The following is a 17,817-nucleotide window of genomic DNA, read 5'->3' as shown; positions in this document are numbered from 1 at the left end:
GGCGCGCGGTGACGCTTCGGCGTACCTCCGCGATGTCGGCCACTACAGTGGCCCCTCATGACCACACGTCCGCCTCTCGCCGAGCAATTCGACCTGCAGCCGCATCCCGAAGGCGGATGGTTCAGGGAGACCTACCGGTCCGCTGTCACGTTCGAGCCTGATGGCTACCCGGGCAGCCGGGCCACCGCGACGGCGATCCTCTTCCTTCTCGAGCCGGGTGAGTCGTCGGCCTGGCACACCGTGCGGTCGGACGAGATGTGGTTCTGGCATTCGGGTGGGCCGCTGGCGCTGACCGTGGGAAGGGACAGTCGGCCGATGATCCTGAGTGCCGAGCGCCCGCAGATCCTGGTCCCGGCGGGCGAGTGGCAGTCGGCGAAACCGGCGGGCGACGAGCACGTCCTCGTCAGTTGCGTGGTGACTCCCGGCTTCGACTTCGCCGACTTCACCATGCCGTGAGGACCCTCCAGGGCGTCCGCCGGGCCCTTCTGTCTCAGTCGCTTACGCCTGCCGGTCGGCCCGGCCGTGCACCGAATCTCCCGGTGTGAGCAACCCTGTTGCCTAACGTGGTAGCTAACAGCGTTAGCCAGGTGAGACGGAGCGAGCCATGAGCACGACCATCAGCACCACGATCGACATCGCCGCCAGTCCGCAAACCGTGTGGGAGGTCCTCACCGACTTCGCCGCCTACCCGGACTGGAACCCGTTCATGCGCCGCATCGAGGGCACCCCTCAGGTCGGCACCAAGCTCGTCGTGCACCTGAGCCCACCCGGGGGAGGCGGCATGACCTTCAAGCCCACCGTTCTGGTTGCTGACCCGGGCCAGGAACTGCGCTGGCTCGGCAAGCTCGGCTTCGGTGGACTGTTCGACGGGGAACACTCGTTCGTCCTCACCGCCAACGCCGACGGGACCACCCACCTGGTCCACGGCGAACGCTTCTCGGGAATCCTCGTCGCCCTGTTCAAGGGCACACTGAAGAACACACACGCCGGGTTCGATGCCTTCAACGACGCACTCAAGCAGCGTGTCGAGTCGGCCCACCCCCCTCGATGACGGCGGTCACGCCGGACCTGCTCCTGAAGGATCCGATCCTCGACCTGCCTGCTGAGCTTCGGGCACCGCGGGCGTCCACAGAAGGGGGCATCGACGCATTTCGTTGACCCGACGGCACCCCCGTAGTTAGCGTTAACACGCCCGAAACCCGTCCCGGTCAAGGAGGATCCATTGAGACTGCGACAGCGGAGACCACGCCTCGGGCCGAGTCGGAAGGGTAGCGGTGTCGCGGTCCTGGCACTCGGTGCGCTCCTCTCGGTCTCGTTCGCGGCGACGCCCTCGTACGCTGCGGAGGAGCAGCTCGACGAGGGCCTGGTGCACCACTTCGCCCTCGACGAGACCAGTGGGACGACGTTGGTCAACTCGGGTAGCGCGGGCGCGGCGGCGAACGCCACGCTCGTCAATCCCGAGAAGGCGACCTTGACCGGCGAAGGGGTCAGATTCAACCCCGACTCCTACGAGGGCGCCCTCGACGGCGCTTACGTGGCGCTGCCGAACGACATCACCGCCGGCATGTCCAACCTCACGGTCGACTACGACGTGTGGGTCGACCCGGCGAACGTCGGCGAGCACCAGATGTGGGGTTTCGGCCGTAAGTCCGGCTCGTGCGACGTCGACACCGGCGCCGAGGGCTCCATCTTCGCGTCGAACACCCAGCGGTTCCGCGTCGCGGTGGGTCCGGCGAACCTCCAGCAGAACCGGGTCCGCATGCGCGAGGGAGCGTGGACCCATGTCACCTACACCCAGTCACTGAACTCGGACGGAACGAGCTGGACCGGCCGGCTCTACCTCGACGGTGTGCCGCACGCGACGTCGACGAACCTGACCACGGCGCCGTCGGTGAACGCCGCGGGGACCAACTGCAACTTCCTCGGCCGCTCGCAGACATCGGGCCACTACTCGTTCCGCGGAACGATCCGCGACTTCCGGGTGTACGACCGGGCGGTCGGTCTCGACGAGACACTCACCCTGGCGGAGAAGACCGTCTCCGACGGCGTTCGCGCCGACGCCGCGGCCATCGACCTCGGCCGGACCAGTGCGGTGGTACGCGACATCGTCCTGCCCAAGGTGGGCTCCGTGGCCGGCTCGGCGATCACCTGGACGAGTTCGGACCCGTCGGTCGTCGAGGTCGACACCCCGCCGGCCGTCCCCAGCGCACGCAAGGTCGCGGTGACCGGCAGGATCACCCGGCCCGCGCAGGGGCAGCCGGACGCGACAGCCACGCTCACGGCGACCGTCCGCAAGGGCGCCCAGGAGGTCACCACACGGGAGATCCCCGTGGTGGTGAAGGCCGAGTTCGACGATGCGCAGTCGGTCGACCGGGACGCCTTCGACCTGACCCTGGATGCCACCGACGACGTACGCGGAAACCTCGACCTCACCGCCGAGGGCGAGTTCGGATCCACGATCACCTGGAAGTCGACCACCCGCCTCATCACCCCGACGGGTGAGGTCACCCGCCCGGCCTTCGGCCGCGCTGATGTCGCCGCCACCCTGACGGCGACCGTCACCAAGGGCAAGGCGTCGCAGAAGAAGTCGTTCCCGGTGACCATCGCCGCCATGCCGCGTTCGGAAGAGTACGAGCGGTACTTCATGGGGTACTTCAAGGGAGAGGGCATCGCCGACGGCGAGCAGATCATGTTCGCCACATCCAACGGCAACACCGCTCTGGACTGGACCGGTCTGACCGGAGGACGGCCGTCCCTCATCTCCCAACTGGGCGACCAGGGGCTTCGCGACCCGCACATCGTCCGCTCCCCCGACGGCGACACGTTCTACATGATCGCCACCGACCTGAACTGGTACGACCAGGGCGGGTACGCCATCAACGACACCCAGTACATCGAGGTGTTCGAGTCGCACGACCTGGTGAACTGGACCCCTCAGCGGCACGTGAAGGTCGCGCCCGACAACGCGGGCAACGCCTTCGCACCGGAGTCGCTGTGGGTCGAGGAACTCGGCGCGTACGTCGTGTTCTGGGCCCAGTCGCTGTGGGACGACCCGGTGAACCGCACCGGTCAGGGGAACGCGCAGATGTGGTACGCCACGACGCGAGACTTCAAGACGTTCTCCGCTCCCCAGGTCTGGCAGGATCCCGCCCCGCTGTCGCGCATCGACACGACCGCGATCCGGGTCGGCGACCACTACTACCGGGTGACCAAGAACGAGGCCGGCAACCAGGGCTCGGACATCTTCTCGGAGAAGCACACCGACTTCCTGGACAGCGACATCGACAACTGGACGCTGGTCGCGCCGGCTCTGGGCCGCACGACCTGGGTCGCCAACCAGGGGTACGAGGGGCCGGTCATCTTCGAGGCCAACCCCGGTGACACCGCCTGCCCCGGCCAGTTCTACCTCTGGGGCGACCGGTACACGAACGGTGGGGGGTACCAGGCCGCCTGTCACGAGAACATCGAGGCTCCGACGTGGAACGCCAAGGCGATCACGATGACCAACGCGGGTGTCGTCCGTCCGCGTCACGGCACCGTGATCCCGCTGACCGTTCGCGAGTGGAACGACATCCGCGGTATCCCGAACAGTGATGTCACCACCACCACCGAGGTGGCCGTCGAGCCGTACGCGAGGGGGGCCCAGACGACCAGGGCCACCGTGACGGTCGCGGCAGCGGACGGGTTCGAGACCGGCGGTCAGGTACGGGTCAGCGTCGGCTCGTGGTCGAAGCTCGCCTACCTGAACGACGGCGCGGCGACCGTCACGCTGCCGACGGGTCTGCCCGCGGGTGCCCGGACGGTGACGGCCGAATACCTCGGCTTCGACTACCTGAAGGCGTCGGAGGGTACGGCGTCGTTCGAGGTGCCCTCCGGCCCGGCCGCCGTCAAGGTCAAGGCGAAGGCCTCGCCGGCGTCGGTCGTCCGCGGGGACACGTTCAGGTTGACCGTGACCGTCGGGCCGGCGGGCGGGCGGAAGCACGCTCCGACCCCGACCGGCGAAGTCACCGTCACCTTCGGCGGCACCGCGCACGTCGTGCCACTGGCACACGGTAAGGCGGTCGTCGAACTGCAGACCGCCGATCTGCGGCCGGGGGCCTACCGGGTCCACGTCGCCTACTCCGGCAACCCGACCTACCGGCCCCACGCCGCCGACTACCAGACGTTGACGGTACGGAAGGCGGGATAGGCACCCGAGGAGACGCGTGGCAGTAGTGGGCGGGCGAGATCGATCTCGCCCGCCCACTGTGTCAGTGAGGCGGCGTCGGCGGCCCCGGCTCGTCAGGGCAGGCTGCGGCGCAGGATGTAGTTGAGGCCGAACTCCGTCTCGGTGGAGCGGACGTCGACGTAGCCGAGCCGACGGTAGAAGTCGTGCCCGGTGATGCTCGCTCCGGTCTCCATGTGGTCGTAGCCGTCGATCGCCGCCAGCGCCTCGACGTGGCGCATGAGGAGCCGCCCGATGCCGCGACCGGCGACCCGTGGGTGCACGAACATGGTGTAGACCTTGTCGCCGTCGCGGGAGACGGTGCCGACGATCCCGTCTTCCTCTGCGACGAACATCTGCCGTCGGATCGCGAGTTCCCTGATGCGTTGCTCGGTGAAGTGGTCGCACATCCGCTCGATGACCTCGCTCGGATAGTCGCGACTGTTGACCTCACGCAGGCAGCGTTCGATGAGGCCCGCCACAGCCGGGGCATCGGCGCTGTCGAACGGTCTGATCGTCGCCATCGATCCATCCTGCCTGCGGTCGGCGTCGTCGGCGGATGTGTGCCGAACAACGTCACGTCCACCCGTTACCTGTGCACCGCCAGGGCGGTCAGCGGCAGATGAGGATGCCTACCCGTTCAGCTCAGGCAGCGTCGAACCATGGCTTGCCGGCCGCCCAGTGCCGAACCCACCCGACGAACCCCGACGCCCCGGTGGTGTGGCCGAACTCCGCCCCGAAGGGCATCGCCCCCTCGCCGCTGATGTTCCAGATGTGCCCGCGATGCGGTCCGGTCACGACGAGATGCCAGTACATCCCGCAGCCGTCTGTGCCGAGCACGACCGAGCCGTGGTCGAAGACGGCATCGAACAGCGGCTCGATCTCCTCCGACGGGCGGGTGTCCTCCTCCCACAGCCACGCCTGAGTCAGCGGAAACGGAGCCGCCAACTCGCGCACCGGGCGGTCGTCACCCCAGTCATCGGGCATCTCGGCCACCCCGAGAAGACCGAAGTCCGGTGGCCCGGAGAACGACCCGTCGGTGATCTCCGCGACGAAGGTCCGGTACGGCTCCGGCAGCACGATCCCGTGCTCCGCTTCGAAGGCGTACACGCCTGGCCAACCCAGGGCCGACTCACCGGCGTCGTCCACCAGGAAGACGGCGCGAAGGTCGGCGAGATCGGAGTCGGTGTTCGCGTTCATGACGCGTAGTCGTACCACGATGGATCCGGCGGTGCGCGGTAGGCCCGGCCCGACCGCCGGCACAGGTGGCCCACCAGCGCGGACAGTGGCCGAATCGGGCTGCCGGTACTACTGGCCGACATCACCAGTAGTGGCTGGGAGAGCGCGATTCGGCAAGCCGACGATGTCAGCCGGCTCATCGACCACATCGAAGCGGGCACATTCGAGTTCACTTTCGAGGATTAGCGGACGTCGGCGGGGGGTGTGTTCGCCATCGACGGAACCCGCAACGGCAGCCTCGATGCCGTCCACGACATCCGCCGCAGTGGCTTCGGCACCATCTGCCCATCCTGTGCTCCGACCACGGACGGATCCGCAAGTGACGTTCCAGCGGCTAGAGCGCGGAGATGGCGGTGAGGGCTCGTTCTTGCCGAGCTAGCGCGCGTATCACGTTCAGGGATCCGTGTCGCCAGGCCGCGAGGCTGCTCAGCAGCTGGATCGTCGCTTCAGTCGCTGTCGCCGGCATCGGTGGCGTCGGCAAGCCGAGGCTGACTGCCAGGTCGTCGGTGTGTACGACCAGCTCCATGACCCGGGTCAGCAGGAAGTCATCGACCTTCAGGCCCCAGTCGCCGAGGTCCACGATGCGGTCGGGTGATTGCGCTGCCACAGTGGCGCGCAACTCGGCTATCGCGGCATCGACCGCGTCCGCCAGCTCCCTGGGGGTCGTCACTGCAGCTGTCTGCTCGCTGCGGCGCCGGATGTCGATGTTGTCGGCACTATCCACGCCTGAGGTCACCCAGGCGTTGCCGGTGAAGTGCTCCAACACCGGGATCGCCGATTCTCCTGCCGGCGCGGCGAGGAACGTCACGGTCTGAGTGACCTGGTTGGCCAGATGGCGGGCGAGGCCAGCGGTGGAGAAGTCCGGCAGTGCGCTCGGCGAGGACCATCGGGCGGTCAGCATCGGATCGCGCAGCAGGGCCGTCGCGGCCTCGGCGGCGCCCAGGAACGCGGGTCGGATCATCGAGTGCACGATATGCGCGCACAGGAAGCCTTGTCACCTCCGCACCCGTCGGCGAGGAGCGGCTCACGGTGCGAGTGCGTGGTCATCACCGGCAGATCAGGATGGCGGCTTGCGCTGGCGGCCGGGGAACATGGAGGCCATGGGGCACAGGTCCGCCAGGTGGGCATGGTCGAAGGTCAGCACGATTCACGGTGTCCGTGATGGGGACGCTGTCACCTGTGCCGGCGTGATCTTCTCCTACCGGTACCGGCTCTACGCGCCCTCCGACAGGCTCTACGAGCGCTGCGTCGGCCTGGCGTGGTGCTCGAGCTGCCGCGAGTACTCCGCTGCCACGGTGTTCGTGCCGCGGAACGAGGATCTCTGGGAGCCGCTTGCCGAGCTGCCGACGCCCGAGCGTGAGAGGCTGGTTCGCAGCGAGGTGAAGCTGCTCGACCACCTCGATCGCCTCGTCCGGCGAGGAATCCGACCGGCAGACCAGCCGTGAGCGAGCCGGGCGCATACCGGGTCGGAGGCTGCGCGGTCGTCCGGCAGACGCAAGGTGCTGACGTTCTCCTGTGGTTACGCTTTCGGGTCCCAGTCCGCGAGCCGCTCCATCGGCTCGGTGTCGCCGGTGGTCGCCAGGTCGTCCAGCGGAAGGCGCTCGTAGAAGTAGAGGACCAGGTCGCTTGCGGTGCCCCGCATCGCCATGTCACCCGGCTCCGCGTCGGCGGCGAGGTCGTCGCAGCGGACACCCTCGGCGTTGAAGGTCAGACGCCATCCGTCGGACGAACACGTCGGCGGCCGGTCGGAGCGCGGGCTGTCGCGGACCTGGATCCTGCTCCCCTCGGGGGCGGTCTCGACCGCACCCGCTAAGGGGGCCGATCAGTGACTGTGTCGCAGACCCGTGCCTGGTCGCCCGACCGGCTGGCGAGCATCGCTGTGACGGCCTGCCGGCATCGCGTGCCACCGATCTCGGCGTACGAACCGCTAACTACGTAATTCTCGCCGATGGTGAGCCCTCGCCGTCTTGGCACGATCGCTTCTGCCGGGTGTGGATCGATCAGCTCGCTCATGCCCGGCGTTCCGATCGTCAGTGACCGCAGGAGGGCTTCACGATGGAGAACATGACGGACGCCGACGAGGCCGGCATCGTGTCGGCACCGGTGGTCAGCCGCCACAGCGTCACGGTGACCGCGTCGATGGACACCGTGTGGCGGATCCTCCCGGACATCGAGCGCACCGCCGAAGGGGCGACCGCCTCATGAAGAACAGTATGGTTGCCGCCGCGACGGCAGTGGTCGTGGCCGGCCTCGTGGGTGCCGCAGGTGCACCGGCTGGGGCCGAGGCCAGGCGCGATGGCGGCTCCGACCGCGCGACGGTGCGATGTGCGGGAAGGACCGTCGACACCACGGCGAAGATTCGCTACCGGACTGAGACGACGATCGACGCTCCGCTACGGACCATCTGGAACATCCAGACCGACGTGGAACGCTGGCCGTCGTGGCAGAGGCCGGTCCTCTCCAGCAAGCGGCTCGATCGCGGTCCACTGCGTCCCGGTTCATCGTTTCGATGGTCGACCTCGGTGCCCGAGACCGCGTTGAATCCCGCCACGACCCTCGTCGTCACGTCCACCGTCCGTCAGCTACAGCACCAGAAGTGCCTTCGGTGGGACGGCCCGGCGATCGGTGCGGGGCTGCGCATCGACGAGGGCGTTCACGTGTGGACGTTCACCGAGGTCGACGGTCGGGTTCTGGTGCGTACCGAGGAGACGTGGCGCGGTGACCAGGTGGAGCAGGACGTCGACTTCTCGACCGCGGCTCTCGCCGACGGTCTGAAGACGTGGCTGACGGAGCTGAAGACGCGGGCCGAACGGGAGTGTGAGCGGTCCCGGCGCTGACGCGATTCGACGGCCCCGCCGGTCTCGTGCCGCCGGGGCCGTTCGTCGCTCGGTCGGCCCGGCTTCGGTTGGTCGGCCCGATCGATGGTTTCGACAGCAGTGCACCGATCGGGTCGACCGCCACCGGGTCCGAAGTGGCACGCTTCTACGCGCGCAACTCGAACAGTTCGAGCTGGATGCCGTCTGGGTCACGTAGATAGAGGATCTTGGTTCCGGCCAGCGCCCCCGCTTCGACACCGTCGCCGTCCTGGAGCACGACCGGATCGGCGTTGACGTGCACGCCCCGCTCCACCAGGTCGCGGTGCGCCGCGTCGAGGTCGTCGACCTCGAAACACAGGTGCATCACCCCGACGTCGCAGTTGCGCCCGGTGAAGGGCCTCGGCTGCGGGTTGTCGTACTGGATGAGTTCCAAAAGCACGTTGTCACCGGCCAGCGCGAACGACGCTCGCATGGACGCGCTCTCGACCTCGACAACCGCACCGATCGCCGGGTTCGTCGCCGAGATCGTCACGCCATTCGGCGCGATGCCGAGGACGTCCTCGTACCACCGCACCGACCGCGCCAGATCACTGACCGGCACTCCGATGTGATTCATCCTGGTCACTCTGCTCATGATCCCCATCCTCAGGGGCAGCGCCACCACCGTGGAAGGCACAGATCTTCCGCGTACCGCTGGTACCACCCAGCTCTTCCGACATCGATGGCGGATCATGTTATTCATGAATGACCTCGGAGCGGCGCTGCGGGCCTGGCGGGATCGCACGGACCCGGCCGCGGTCGGTCTCACGAACGTCTCACCTCGCCGCGTCGCCGGGCTACGACGTGGCGAGCTGGCAGCACTGGCCGGTATCTCCCCCGAATACGTGGCACGCCTCGAACAGGGCCGGGCCGCCACACCATCGGCGCAGGTGTGCACCTCCCTGGCCCGCGCGCTACGACTCTCCGACGACGAGGAGGCGCACCTGATGCGCCTTGCCGGCTTCGCCGCGGCCCCGGACCGGATCCCCCGCCTGATCCCCAGCAGCCTGCACCGCGTCATCGACCACCTCGGCGACACCCCCGTCGCCGTCTACGACGCCGTCTGGCGGCTGCTGCACTGCAACCGGCTGTTCGCGGCCGTCTTCGGCGACCCCGCGGGCGCCACCGCCGACGACCGCAACGCCCTGATCGTCCAGTTCGAATCCCGAAACCCCCGAGTCCGTCAGACCGACACCGAGCGTGCCTACTTCGAGCAGTCGCTGGTGGCCGATCTACGCGCCACCAGCGCCCGCTATCCGAACGACCCCGACGTGGCGGCACTGGTCACGCGCATGGCCGGGAACGACAGGTTCTGCCACCTGTGGGCCCTCCGCGCGGTGGCCCATCACGAGAGCGCGCACAAGACCGCCGTACATCCGGACGTGGGCGCCATCCCACTGGACGCCAACGTCCTGACCACCCAGAACACCGACCTGCGCCTCGTCGTCCTCACTCCTCGGCCCGACACCGCCGCTCGCGAGCGGCTGGATCGACTGGTGTGACGACGCTGATCCGCGCCGAATCAGGGGTGTCCTAGAGCGCTGACCGGCACAGCCGACCCCAGTGCCGGGTCACGAGCCTCATCCACCTCAGCGCCCGGTCCGGCGTTGCTACCCGGTCACCGGCGGCCCGCGCCACTCCCGGCGAGGGCTGTCTCGCTAACGCAGACCTCTCTGCTGCCGGCGGGGGCCGACCCGGTCGCTTCCCCGGCCGGTCCGTCCTGGTGTGCGGCGAGTGGGGCGAGAGCATCGGGGTCGACGTCGACAGACCCCGCCTGCCGCGCTCCTGGCGGAGACACGAGCAGGCGGGGTCTGTCGTGGGCGACTATGCGGGCCGGGCACCCCGCCGCTGGGCAGGTCCGTCCGTCAGCACGAGTGGAACCACTTGTGGGAGTCGTAGTCGTTGTCGTTCATCCCGGCGTCGTACGTCTCGCCGGGTTGAACGCAGATGGACGGGCTCACGTAGTCGACGTCGTAGTAGACCCACACGTTGTCGGGAACTGTGGTACTCGATCGGGCGTTGTTGAAGACGGAGTCGGCGTCGTCGTGCATGCCATAGTCGCCCCACCTCGGGTAGCTCCCATACCAGTAGGCCCAGGGGCCGGTGAACCGGTCCTCGGCCCAGGCGCAAAAGGCGCTTCGGGGGCAGTCGCCCAAGTCGGCGCCGGCGCTGGTCGGGGCTGCCACCAGGGCCGCCGCCATGATGGGCAGCCCGATGACGATGTTCCTCAGAGCCTTGATCATCAAATTGTCCTTTCGGCTTCTCTCCGGTCGGTGCTGCGGTGCTAGGCGTTGGCCAGGGTCTTCCTGGCCCGGGGAACGGCTTCCCGCTCGAATGACCTCAGTGCGTCGAGCTCGCGTGCGAACCTCCTCTCGATCTCCGGTCGGTACCTCCGCTCAAGAGCATCGATGGTCTGGGAGAGTCCGGAGGAGGTCGCGCACTCGGCCTCAGCCTCGGCCGCATCGACCTCCCGTTCCCGGGCCTGCTCGCCGACGGACTCCGGAGCCTCGGCAGCGACGATTTCGCGCAGTTCACGCGGGGACGACGCGGCATACCCACGCTGGCGCACACACGAGGCCCAGACGGAGAGCCCGGTTCGGTATTCAAGGGCTCCGGTCACCTTGCCGGCGACGTAGCTGCCGACGTGATCAGCGATCCGCCGCACCCGGTACCAGCCGGCCAGGTCCCGGTAAAGGGTGAGTCGCGCATCGGCGGTGCAGCCGTTGTCGGGCGCGGACATCCGGCCGAGGTCGGGAAGGTCCACGGTGAGCTCACGTCCGGACCCCAGAAGCGTCCGCTGCCAGTCCCGCTGCCGTTCAGTCGACAGCTTCTCCAGGTTGACGGAGTTGGCATCCTGGTCCCAGGCGCCGGGTCTGCCGAGCAGGGCGCCGTACCCGTGCTCACGGGCCCAACCGACATCGTCGAGCACGTAGCGGAAGTCCTGCCCGGCCGACGAGGGCGGCGGCTGTTCGGTGTACGTGAAGCCGTGCCGGGCCATGCAGCGGGCGATCAGCCGCTCCGAGGCCCGATGGAGCAGCTCGTCATCGGTGGCGTCCACTGGTCGACCGCCGGAGGTCGGGGCGTTGACGGCAGCACCTGTTCCGGTGCTGACGACCGCCCACGCGGCCATGACGCTGAGGGCGATGCCGGCGGCGATGCGGATGAGCGTCGGGCCGCGCCGCCTCGTACCGCTGTCCGGGGTACGGGTCGCACCGCCCGGAGGCCCGGGATCATGCTGGGGCTGTCGAGTCATGCGAGTACTCCTGGGTGCCGGTGTCGCCGACGCGTTCGCGTTCGCCGAGCCAGAATCGTGGTAGCCGGCTTCACATCCGCTTCAGAAGCGCTTCACCGCTGCTCAGGTCGAGGTCGGTTGCTCAACCGGTGCGCCCGTCGCGCTGCCGGTACGACCACACGTCGGTCCCGGTAGCCGTCCGCGCCAGGATTTCGGCACGGCTGCCGAGGAATCCGGACATGTTCGAGCAGGAGCCGTCCCGGAGCGCTGGTGCACCACGAGGATCGATGCATGACAGATGCAGGGTTTCCACGAAGGGCGAGGTCGGTCGGTCCGTGGGCGACCTCGTCGGCGTTCGTCGCCGTGGTGAGTGTCGTCCCGGCGCTCGCGCTGGTCAGGCCCAGGACGGAGTCTTCCGGACCCGGCATCGCCACGGTGGCCGGCAACCGGCGAGTCCGCGGGGAGCGGCTGTGGCCGCGCTGACGGTGGGTGTTCTGGGGCCACTTCTGGTCGATCTCGACGGTAGGTCGGTGCCGCTGACCATGAATCGTCTGCGATGCCTGCTGGTCGGGTTGGCGTTGTCGCCAGAACGATCGGTGCCGGTCGAGCAGCTCACGGCCATCGTCTGGAATGGCGATCTTCCGGCTCACCCTCGGCGGAGTCTGCAGACCTATGTGGCGAGGTTGCGTGCCGTTCTCGGGGCGGACCGCATCAGGACCGAACCCGCTGGGTACGCGCTGAAAGTCCCCGCCGATGGGGTGGACGCGTTGCGGTTCGAAGGGGTCCTCTCCGAGTCGACCCGCACCCCGGATGTCGCCAGGGAGCGGGCACTGTTGGACAAGGCACTGGGGTTGTGGCGGGGCGAGCCGTTCCAGGGCGTCGACTCCGAGTGGTTGACGCGTACCGAGTATCCACGGTTGCTCGAGCGGCATCTGGCGGCTGTCGAACGCCTCGTAGACATCGATCTCGAGGACGGTCGGTACCACGAGTCGCTGTTGGCAGTCGAGGGGTTGATCGCGCGGCATCCGCTGCGTGAGTCGTTGTGGCTGCGCCTCCTGAAGGCCTTGCACCGGCTGGGCCGGCCGGCCGAGGCGCTGCAACGTTACGAGCAGGTCAGGCGGCGGATCGCCGAGGAGCTCGGGGTGGACCCGTCAGCCGAGTTGCAGAAGGCCTACACCGATCTGCTCAACGGAGGACGAGGGGTGTTCACGGTCGGTTTCGGGTCAGGACCCGGATCCGCCGAGGCCACGAGCAGGCAGTTGCCGCGGCTGAACCTGATGGACCCGCGGTCCTCGTCGAGTTCGGCGGGCACCTTGCGCCCCCTGTGTGAGACCAGTTGCCTGAGGTAGCGGAGGAACGGTCGGTGACGACGCGTGCGGTCGAGTAGAGCATCTGATGCCTTTCCGGCAGTCGTGACGCAGGAGTTGGTGGGTGCACCGATCAGGCAGCGACGACCGCGTCGGCCGGGCGGCTGTCCCGGGTCGGGCTCTCCTGGTCGGAAGAGCCACGGAGCGCCGCCTCGACCCGGCGGTTGCTGGTCATGGTCGACGTGACGGCGGTCATGGCGAGGAGGAGACCGCCGGCGGCGTAGAGCGGAGTGCGTACGTCGAAGGTGGTGGCCAGCCAGCCGCCGAGGAACGCCCCGAACGGGGCGGCGCACATGGCCAGCATGCGGGAGGTGGAGGTGACACGGCCCATCAGGGGGGCTGGGACGATCGCCTGCCGCAGGGAGGGTGCGAGAACCATCGTTGCGCCCATGCCGGTTCCACAGACCGCGAGCGCCAACCCCGCCACGTACGGGTTCGGGGCCGCGGCCAGGCCCAGGACGGCAAGCCCTTCGGCGGCGGCTGTGCAGGTCAGTGCGGTGCCGGTGCCGAGTCGCCGGCCGAGGTGTGCGGCGATGCCCGCACCGAGCAGGCCGCCGGTGGCTTCTGCCGTGAGGAGCAGGCCGAAGCCGTAGGTGTCGATGCCGAGACGGTCGTGCGCGAAGAGGGCGAGGACGGTCCCCACCGCGACGAAGGCGACGTTCCCGACCGCCGGGCGCAACGCGAGCCCGAGCAGCAACCGGTCCCGGAAGACGTACGAGGCTCCGGCCCGCGCCTGCCGAAGCAGCGACTCGCGGGCCTCCGGCACGGGCCGGGACACGGCGGGCAACGACCGTACGAGCAGTGCGGAAAGCGCGAACGACACCGCGTCGGCGAGCAGCGGAACCGCCCGCCCGAGCGCGAGCAGCGCACTGCCCGCGGGCGGCCCCGCGAAGCCGGACATGGCGGTCTGGGCCCCGCGGAGTCGAGAGTTCGCTCGCTCCAGGAGTGCGGGGTCGCGGCCGAGCAGATCCGGCAGATAGGCGGTGGCGGCGGTGTCGAAGAGGAGTCCGCCGAGGCCGAGCAGAAAGGCGACGGCCGCGAGCACCGGAATGCTCAGTACGTCGAACGCGGCTGCCGCCGCCGGTATCAGGAGCGACACCGCACGTGCCGCGTCCGTGACCCACATCGTGCGCCGGCGGTCCCAACGGTCCACCAGCGCACCGCCGAGCACCCCGAACAGCAGCCACGGCAGTGTCCCGGCGGCCGTGACGACGGCGAGCGCCATCGGATCCCGCGTCACCATCAACGCGAGCAGCGGCAGCGCGGCGTGCGACACCCCGTCGCCGAGCGAGGACACCGTCTGCGCAGCCCACAGGCGCCGGAATCCGACCGGCAACCGTCGCGGGTCTGAGGTCATCCGGCACCTCCCTCGACCCGCTGGCGCGGTGCCGGGTGGAACAGGGCGATCGGCGCCGGTCCCCGCACCCCCCGCGTCCGTACCACAGTCACGACGCCGGCCCGTTCGAGCAGCCGTACGCGACAGCCGGCACTCCCCCGCTCATCGGCGGCGCGCCGAACCAGCGCGAGAGCGCGTCTCGCAACGTCGCCCCGGCGGTGGCGGTGGGTTCGTCGAGCGTCGCGGCCCAGGCGACGTGCGCGTCGGGGCGGATCAGGAGGGCGTCTGCTGGCCGGGTATCCGTCTTCGCGGTACGGATGTCGACGCGATCGATCCAGTCTCCGGCGATCTGACGCAGCTCGGGGCGGTCGGCAAGGTCGAGCAGGACGGGCCGTGCGGTGTGCATGAGCTCCGCGACGCTGGTGACGCCCCGCTCGGTGTACAGGGTGAGGTCGGGTGCGAAGGTGCCGGCCAAGGGGTGGTGTCCGGCACCCGGCATCGGGTAGCGGATGTCGGCATGAGCGACGAGTGCTCCCATCCGGCGCAGCGCCGGCTCGTCGACGACCAGTTCCTGGAAGACCTGCCGGAGCGCTTCGGCGGCCGGGTCGTGTCCGCGCCTCATGGCCGCCTGGGCTCGGGTCTGCAGCCGTGCGCGTGCGCCGGCGAGGTGACGCTCGTCGTGGTACGTGTCCAGCAGGCCGGCCGGCGCCCAGCCGTTTATGTCGGCGCCCAGCTTCCAGGCGAGGTTGACCGTGTCGAGCATGCCGACGGTGAGTGCCGTACCGGTGGCGGGGAACAGGTGGGCTGCGTCGCCGGCCAGCAGGATCCGCCCGTGGCGGTATCGTTCGGCCTGCCGATCCTTGAACGTGTAGCGCGACAGCCGGATCGGTTCCCCCAGCGGGAGGTCCGCGCCGAGCACACGTCGAGCACTCTCCGCGAGTTCGGTCAGGGTCAGCGGTTCGTCGTCGTCGTACTCGGTGGTTTCGTCCTCGGTGATCTGCACGAACAGGACGCCGGAGGTGATCGCGAACGCGAACACACCGCGGTCCGTCCGCGTGAACCCCGCGCGGATCCGGCCCAGCCCGGGAACGTCGATGTCGCCGTTGTCGAGCACCGTCACCGAGTCGGGCACGGTGACCTGGCCCAGCCTGTTGACCTCCGGGAAGGTCACGCCGGGGAACGCGATCCCCGCGAGGTCGCGGATCCGGCTGCGCCCACCGTCGCAACCGACCAGATACCGAGCGGTGACCCGAGCGGGCCCGTCCGGTCCACGCACGTCTGCGGTCACCGTGGCCTGGTCCTGGGTCACCCCGACCACGTCGTGTCCGCGGCGGACCTCGGCGCCGAGTTCCCGCGCGCGTTCCTCGAGCAGTCGCTCGACCTCCCGCTGCGGGATCGGCATCGCCCGCATCGGCGGGTCCGCCAGGTGTGTGAAGTCCAGGTGCATGGTGCCGAACGGGAATCGAGGGGCCACCTGAGGATCGCTGCTGGCCTCCTCGAATCGCTGCAGAATTCCGCGGTGGCGCAGCAGGTCCAGGATCCGCCCGCCGAGGCCGTTGGCCTTCGGGATGTCTCGCGGCTGTGGGTGGCGCTCCAGCACCACCGTTCGGGCTCCGGCCAGGCGCAATTCCCCGGCCAACATCAAGCCCGCCGGACCGGCGCCCACGATGATTACGTCAGTCTCCATCACTCGTCATTCCCCTCTGATTTCTCTTCGCCCTTGGCACCGCCGTCGCGGCAGGTGCCGGTGTCAGCGGTCCTCTCGCTGAGTTGTTCCACCTGGCCGGCACGTAGCTGTAGGTGCGTGGCGGCGAACCGAGCCCGCATCCGGCGGTCGTGGGTGACGACGACCACCGCGCCCGGGTAGTCGACCAGCGCCTGCTCCAACTCCTCGACCAGAGCAGGGCTGAGGTGATTGGTCGGCTCGTCCAGGAGCAGCAGGTCGACCGGCTTGCTGACCAGACGGGCAACCTCGAGCCTGCGGAGTTGGCCGTACGACAGTTCTCTCACCCGCAACCGCAGGTCAGTCGGCCGAAACAGGCCCAGCGACAGCAGTTCGTCCGGGTCACCGGCCGGCCCGCCGGCGAACGCTTCCAACACGGTCAGGTGCGGCGGCCACGGCGTCATCTGCTGCCGCAGGTGACCGATCCGGCCCTGTGTCCGTACCGTTCCAGCGTCCGGGCACAGTTCTCCCGCCAGGACCCGGATGAGGGTGGACTTGCCCGCCCCGTTGGGCCCGGTGACCAGAAGCCGGTCCGTGCCGCCGATCCGCAGTGACGGCACGTACAGCCGGTCGGTGACGCGAACCTCGGTGAGCTCGGCAACCGTCTCCGGGGCGTCGTTGTCGACGCCGGTGATGCCGGCCGAGAACACCAGCGGGTCGGGTGGCGGCGCGACCGGATTCGCCGTGAGACGCTCGATGCGCTCCTTGGCGTTGCGGATGCGTCCCATCGCACCGTGATCACGGCCGCGGGCACGGAAGGCGCCGTGCCCGAACTTCGCCATCGGTGCCTTGCGCGGGATCGCTCCCAGACGGAACGCGTTGGCGGAAGCGAGCTTACGGTTACGGACCAGCTGATGGCGCCAGTCTTCGTACTCCTGTAGGCGACGGCGGCGTTCGGCGGCCGTGGCGACCACGTACCCGTCGTAGCCGTCGCCGTGGCGTTTCACAGTGCCCTGACCGACGTCCAGGATCGTGTCGGTGACCCGGCTGAGGAACTCCCGGTCATGGGTCACCGCGAGCAGCGTGCCGCGGTGCTGCCGGAGGCGCGCCTCCAGCCAGCCCACGGCCTGATCATCGAGGTCGTTGGTCGGCTCATCGAGTAAGAGCAACTCCGGCTGGGAGGCCAGCGTGGCGGCCAGCGCGAGTCGGGAACGCTCCCCACCGGACAGGGTGCCGAGCGCCCGCGTACGGTCCAGATTCGGCAGGCCGAGCCGGTGCAACGCCTTCTCGACCCGGGTGTCCGCCCCGTACCCGCCCCGTGCTTCGTAACGGGAGACCAGCCCGGCGTAGTGCTCCAGGCCGGCGACGAGTTCAGCCCTCGACAGACCACTCAGCCGGGCCTCGGCGTTCATGATCAGCGACTCGATCTCTCGGAGGTCGGCCAGAGAGAGGTCGATCGCGTCCTGGACCGAGGCACGTGGCGGCAGCGCCAGCGATTGGGCCAGGTAGCCGACACCGCCCGGGGCGATCACCGTCAGTTCCCCGTTGTCGGGTCGGTCCACCCCGGCGATCAGGCGTAACAGGGTCGACTTCCCGGCGCCGTTGTCGCCGATGATGCCGACCTTCTCACCCGGTTTGACGCTGAAGGACACCCCGGCCAACACGATGCGCTCGTCGTAGCGGCGGATGATGTGGTGCAGCGAGAGTTGCGACGTGAGCAAGACGGCCCCTGATCTGGCTGATTGACACGGACATGCCGGTGACGGCCGTTCGGCCGCGACGGCCAGGTGCCGAGCGCGGGCGCTCTCGACCCGTTACGGCGCCGCCTCGTCGGGCTCGTTCGCCGAGGTCCATGCCCGTGGACTTCTCCGCGAGTACGTGTCCGACCAGGCCGGTTACCGAGGTCAGGGCGATGGGCCCA

The 17,817-nt window shown here is 69.0% G+C and carries 18 protein-coding genes; 8 read left to right on the top strand and 10 right to left on the bottom strand.

Going from position 1 to position 17,817, the window contains the following annotated elements:
- The first annotated feature begins 57 nt into the window (after window positions 1–57).
- The 3 genes from O7617_RS24800 to O7617_RS24790 all read left to right on the top strand — a co-directional run bounded on the left by O7617_RS24800 (window position 58) and on the right by O7617_RS24790 (window position 4,189).
- Window positions 58–456: a cupin domain-containing protein gene (locus O7617_RS24800; RefSeq protein WP_282258470.1), complete on the top strand. Its 399-nt coding sequence runs from the start codon at window positions 58–60 to the stop codon at window positions 454–456.
- A 148-nt stretch (window positions 457–604) separates the two neighbouring features.
- The gene (locus O7617_RS24795) at window positions 605–1,051 is read left to right on the top strand and encodes an SRPBCC domain-containing protein (protein WP_282258469.1); all 447 of its coding nucleotides are present in this window, start codon (window positions 605–607) and stop codon (window positions 1,049–1,051) included.
- 171 nt (window positions 1,052–1,222) lie between these two features.
- Window positions 1,223–4,189, top strand: a complete 2,967-nt coding sequence (locus O7617_RS24790) for an immunoglobulin-like domain-containing protein (protein ID WP_282258468.1) — start codon at window positions 1,223–1,225, stop codon at window positions 4,187–4,189.
- Between the two features lie 92 nt (window positions 4,190–4,281).
- Here O7617_RS24790 and O7617_RS24785 read toward each other — a convergent pair whose 3' ends face one another.
- The 3 genes from O7617_RS24785 to O7617_RS24775 all read right to left on the bottom strand — a co-directional run bounded on the left by O7617_RS24785 (window position 4,282) and on the right by O7617_RS24775 (window position 6,404).
- Entirely contained in the window at window positions 4,282–4,728 is a 447-nt protein-coding gene (locus tag O7617_RS24785) for a GNAT family N-acetyltransferase (RefSeq protein ID WP_282258467.1), read from the bottom strand.
- A gap of 121 nt (window positions 4,729–4,849) precedes the next feature.
- Window positions 4,850–5,404, bottom strand: a complete 555-nt coding sequence (locus tag O7617_RS24780) for an SMI1/KNR4 family protein (RefSeq protein WP_282258465.1) — start codon at window positions 5,402–5,404, stop codon at window positions 4,850–4,852.
- 373 nt (window positions 5,405–5,777) lie between these two features.
- Window positions 5,778–6,404, bottom strand: coding sequence for a maleylpyruvate isomerase N-terminal domain-containing protein (locus tag O7617_RS24775; protein WP_282258464.1), 627 nt, complete (start codon window positions 6,402–6,404; stop codon window positions 5,778–5,780).
- 226 nt (window positions 6,405–6,630) lie between these two features.
- On the opposite strand from O7617_RS24775, the gene O7617_RS24770 reads away from it, so the two are divergent.
- Window positions 6,631–6,888, top strand: a complete 258-nt coding sequence (locus tag O7617_RS24770) for a hypothetical protein (protein WP_282258463.1) — start codon at window positions 6,631–6,633, stop codon at window positions 6,886–6,888.
- A gap of 74 nt (window positions 6,889–6,962) precedes the next feature.
- Here O7617_RS24770 and O7617_RS24765 read toward each other — a convergent pair whose 3' ends face one another.
- A complete protein-coding gene (locus O7617_RS24765) occupies window positions 6,963–7,085 on the bottom strand; it encodes a hypothetical protein (protein WP_282258462.1) in 123 nt (40 codons plus the stop codon).
- Between the two features lie 413 nt (window positions 7,086–7,498).
- On the opposite strand from O7617_RS24765, the gene O7617_RS24760 reads away from it, so the two are divergent.
- The gene (locus O7617_RS24760) at window positions 7,499–7,648 is read left to right on the top strand and encodes a hypothetical protein (RefSeq protein ID WP_282258461.1); all 150 of its coding nucleotides are present in this window, start codon (window positions 7,499–7,501) and stop codon (window positions 7,646–7,648) included.
- Complete coding sequence (locus O7617_RS24755) at window positions 7,645–8,280, top strand: SRPBCC family protein (RefSeq protein ID WP_348774153.1); 636 nt, start codon at window positions 7,645–7,647, stop codon at window positions 8,278–8,280. The genes O7617_RS24760 and O7617_RS24755 overlap by 4 nt, the downstream gene beginning before the upstream one ends.
- A gap of 145 nt (window positions 8,281–8,425) precedes the next feature.
- Here O7617_RS24755 and O7617_RS24750 read toward each other — a convergent pair whose 3' ends face one another.
- Entirely contained in the window at window positions 8,426–8,875 is a 450-nt protein-coding gene (locus O7617_RS24750) for a VOC family protein (RefSeq protein ID WP_282258460.1), read from the bottom strand.
- A 124-nt stretch (window positions 8,876–8,999) separates the two neighbouring features.
- Here O7617_RS24750 and O7617_RS24745 point away from each other — a divergent pair, with 124 nt between their 5' ends.
- On the top strand, window positions 9,000–9,800 hold the full coding sequence (locus O7617_RS24745; RefSeq protein ID WP_282258459.1) for a helix-turn-helix transcriptional regulator: 801 nt from the start codon (window positions 9,000–9,002) through the stop codon (window positions 9,798–9,800).
- 363 nt (window positions 9,801–10,163) lie between these two features.
- Here O7617_RS24745 and O7617_RS24740 read toward each other — a convergent pair whose 3' ends face one another.
- Window positions 10,164–10,541, bottom strand: coding sequence for a peptidase inhibitor family I36 protein (locus O7617_RS24740; protein ID WP_282258458.1), 378 nt, complete (start codon window positions 10,539–10,541; stop codon window positions 10,164–10,166).
- A gap of 41 nt (window positions 10,542–10,582) precedes the next feature.
- Window positions 10,583–11,551, bottom strand: a complete 969-nt coding sequence (locus O7617_RS24735) for a hypothetical protein (RefSeq protein WP_282258457.1) — start codon at window positions 11,549–11,551, stop codon at window positions 10,583–10,585.
- Window positions 11,552–12,000: 449 nt separating this feature from the next.
- On the opposite strand from O7617_RS24735, the gene O7617_RS24730 reads away from it, so the two are divergent.
- Window positions 12,001–12,879 (top strand): BTAD domain-containing putative transcriptional regulator, encoded by an 879-nt coding sequence (locus tag O7617_RS24730; protein WP_282258455.1) that lies wholly within the window; start codon window positions 12,001–12,003, stop codon window positions 12,877–12,879.
- A gap of 91 nt (window positions 12,880–12,970) precedes the next feature.
- On the opposite strand, the gene O7617_RS24725 is transcribed toward O7617_RS24730, so the two are convergent.
- The 3 genes from O7617_RS24725 to O7617_RS24715 all read right to left on the bottom strand — a co-directional run bounded on the left by O7617_RS24725 (window position 12,971) and on the right by O7617_RS24715 (window position 17,617).
- Window positions 12,971–14,254 (bottom strand): MFS transporter, encoded by a 1,284-nt coding sequence (locus O7617_RS24725; RefSeq protein WP_282258454.1) that lies wholly within the window; start codon window positions 14,252–14,254, stop codon window positions 12,971–12,973.
- Between the two features lie 88 nt (window positions 14,255–14,342).
- The gene (locus O7617_RS24720) at window positions 14,343–15,920 is read right to left on the bottom strand and encodes an FAD-dependent monooxygenase (protein ID WP_282258453.1); all 1,578 of its coding nucleotides are present in this window, start codon (window positions 15,918–15,920) and stop codon (window positions 14,343–14,345) included.
- Window positions 15,920–17,617, bottom strand: a complete 1,698-nt coding sequence (locus O7617_RS24715; RefSeq protein WP_282258452.1) for a TlrC/CarA/OleB/SrmB family ABC-F type ribosomal protection protein — start codon at window positions 17,615–17,617, stop codon at window positions 15,920–15,922. The genes O7617_RS24720 and O7617_RS24715 overlap by 1 nt, the downstream gene beginning before the upstream one ends.
- Window positions 17,618–17,817 lie beyond the last annotated feature (200 nt).

Source organism: Micromonospora sp. WMMD1155, assembly GCF_029581275.1.
Taxonomy (GTDB): domain Bacteria; phylum Actinomycetota; class Actinomycetes; order Mycobacteriales; family Micromonosporaceae; genus Micromonospora.
This window is presented reverse-complemented; position numbering and strand designations above follow the sequence as displayed.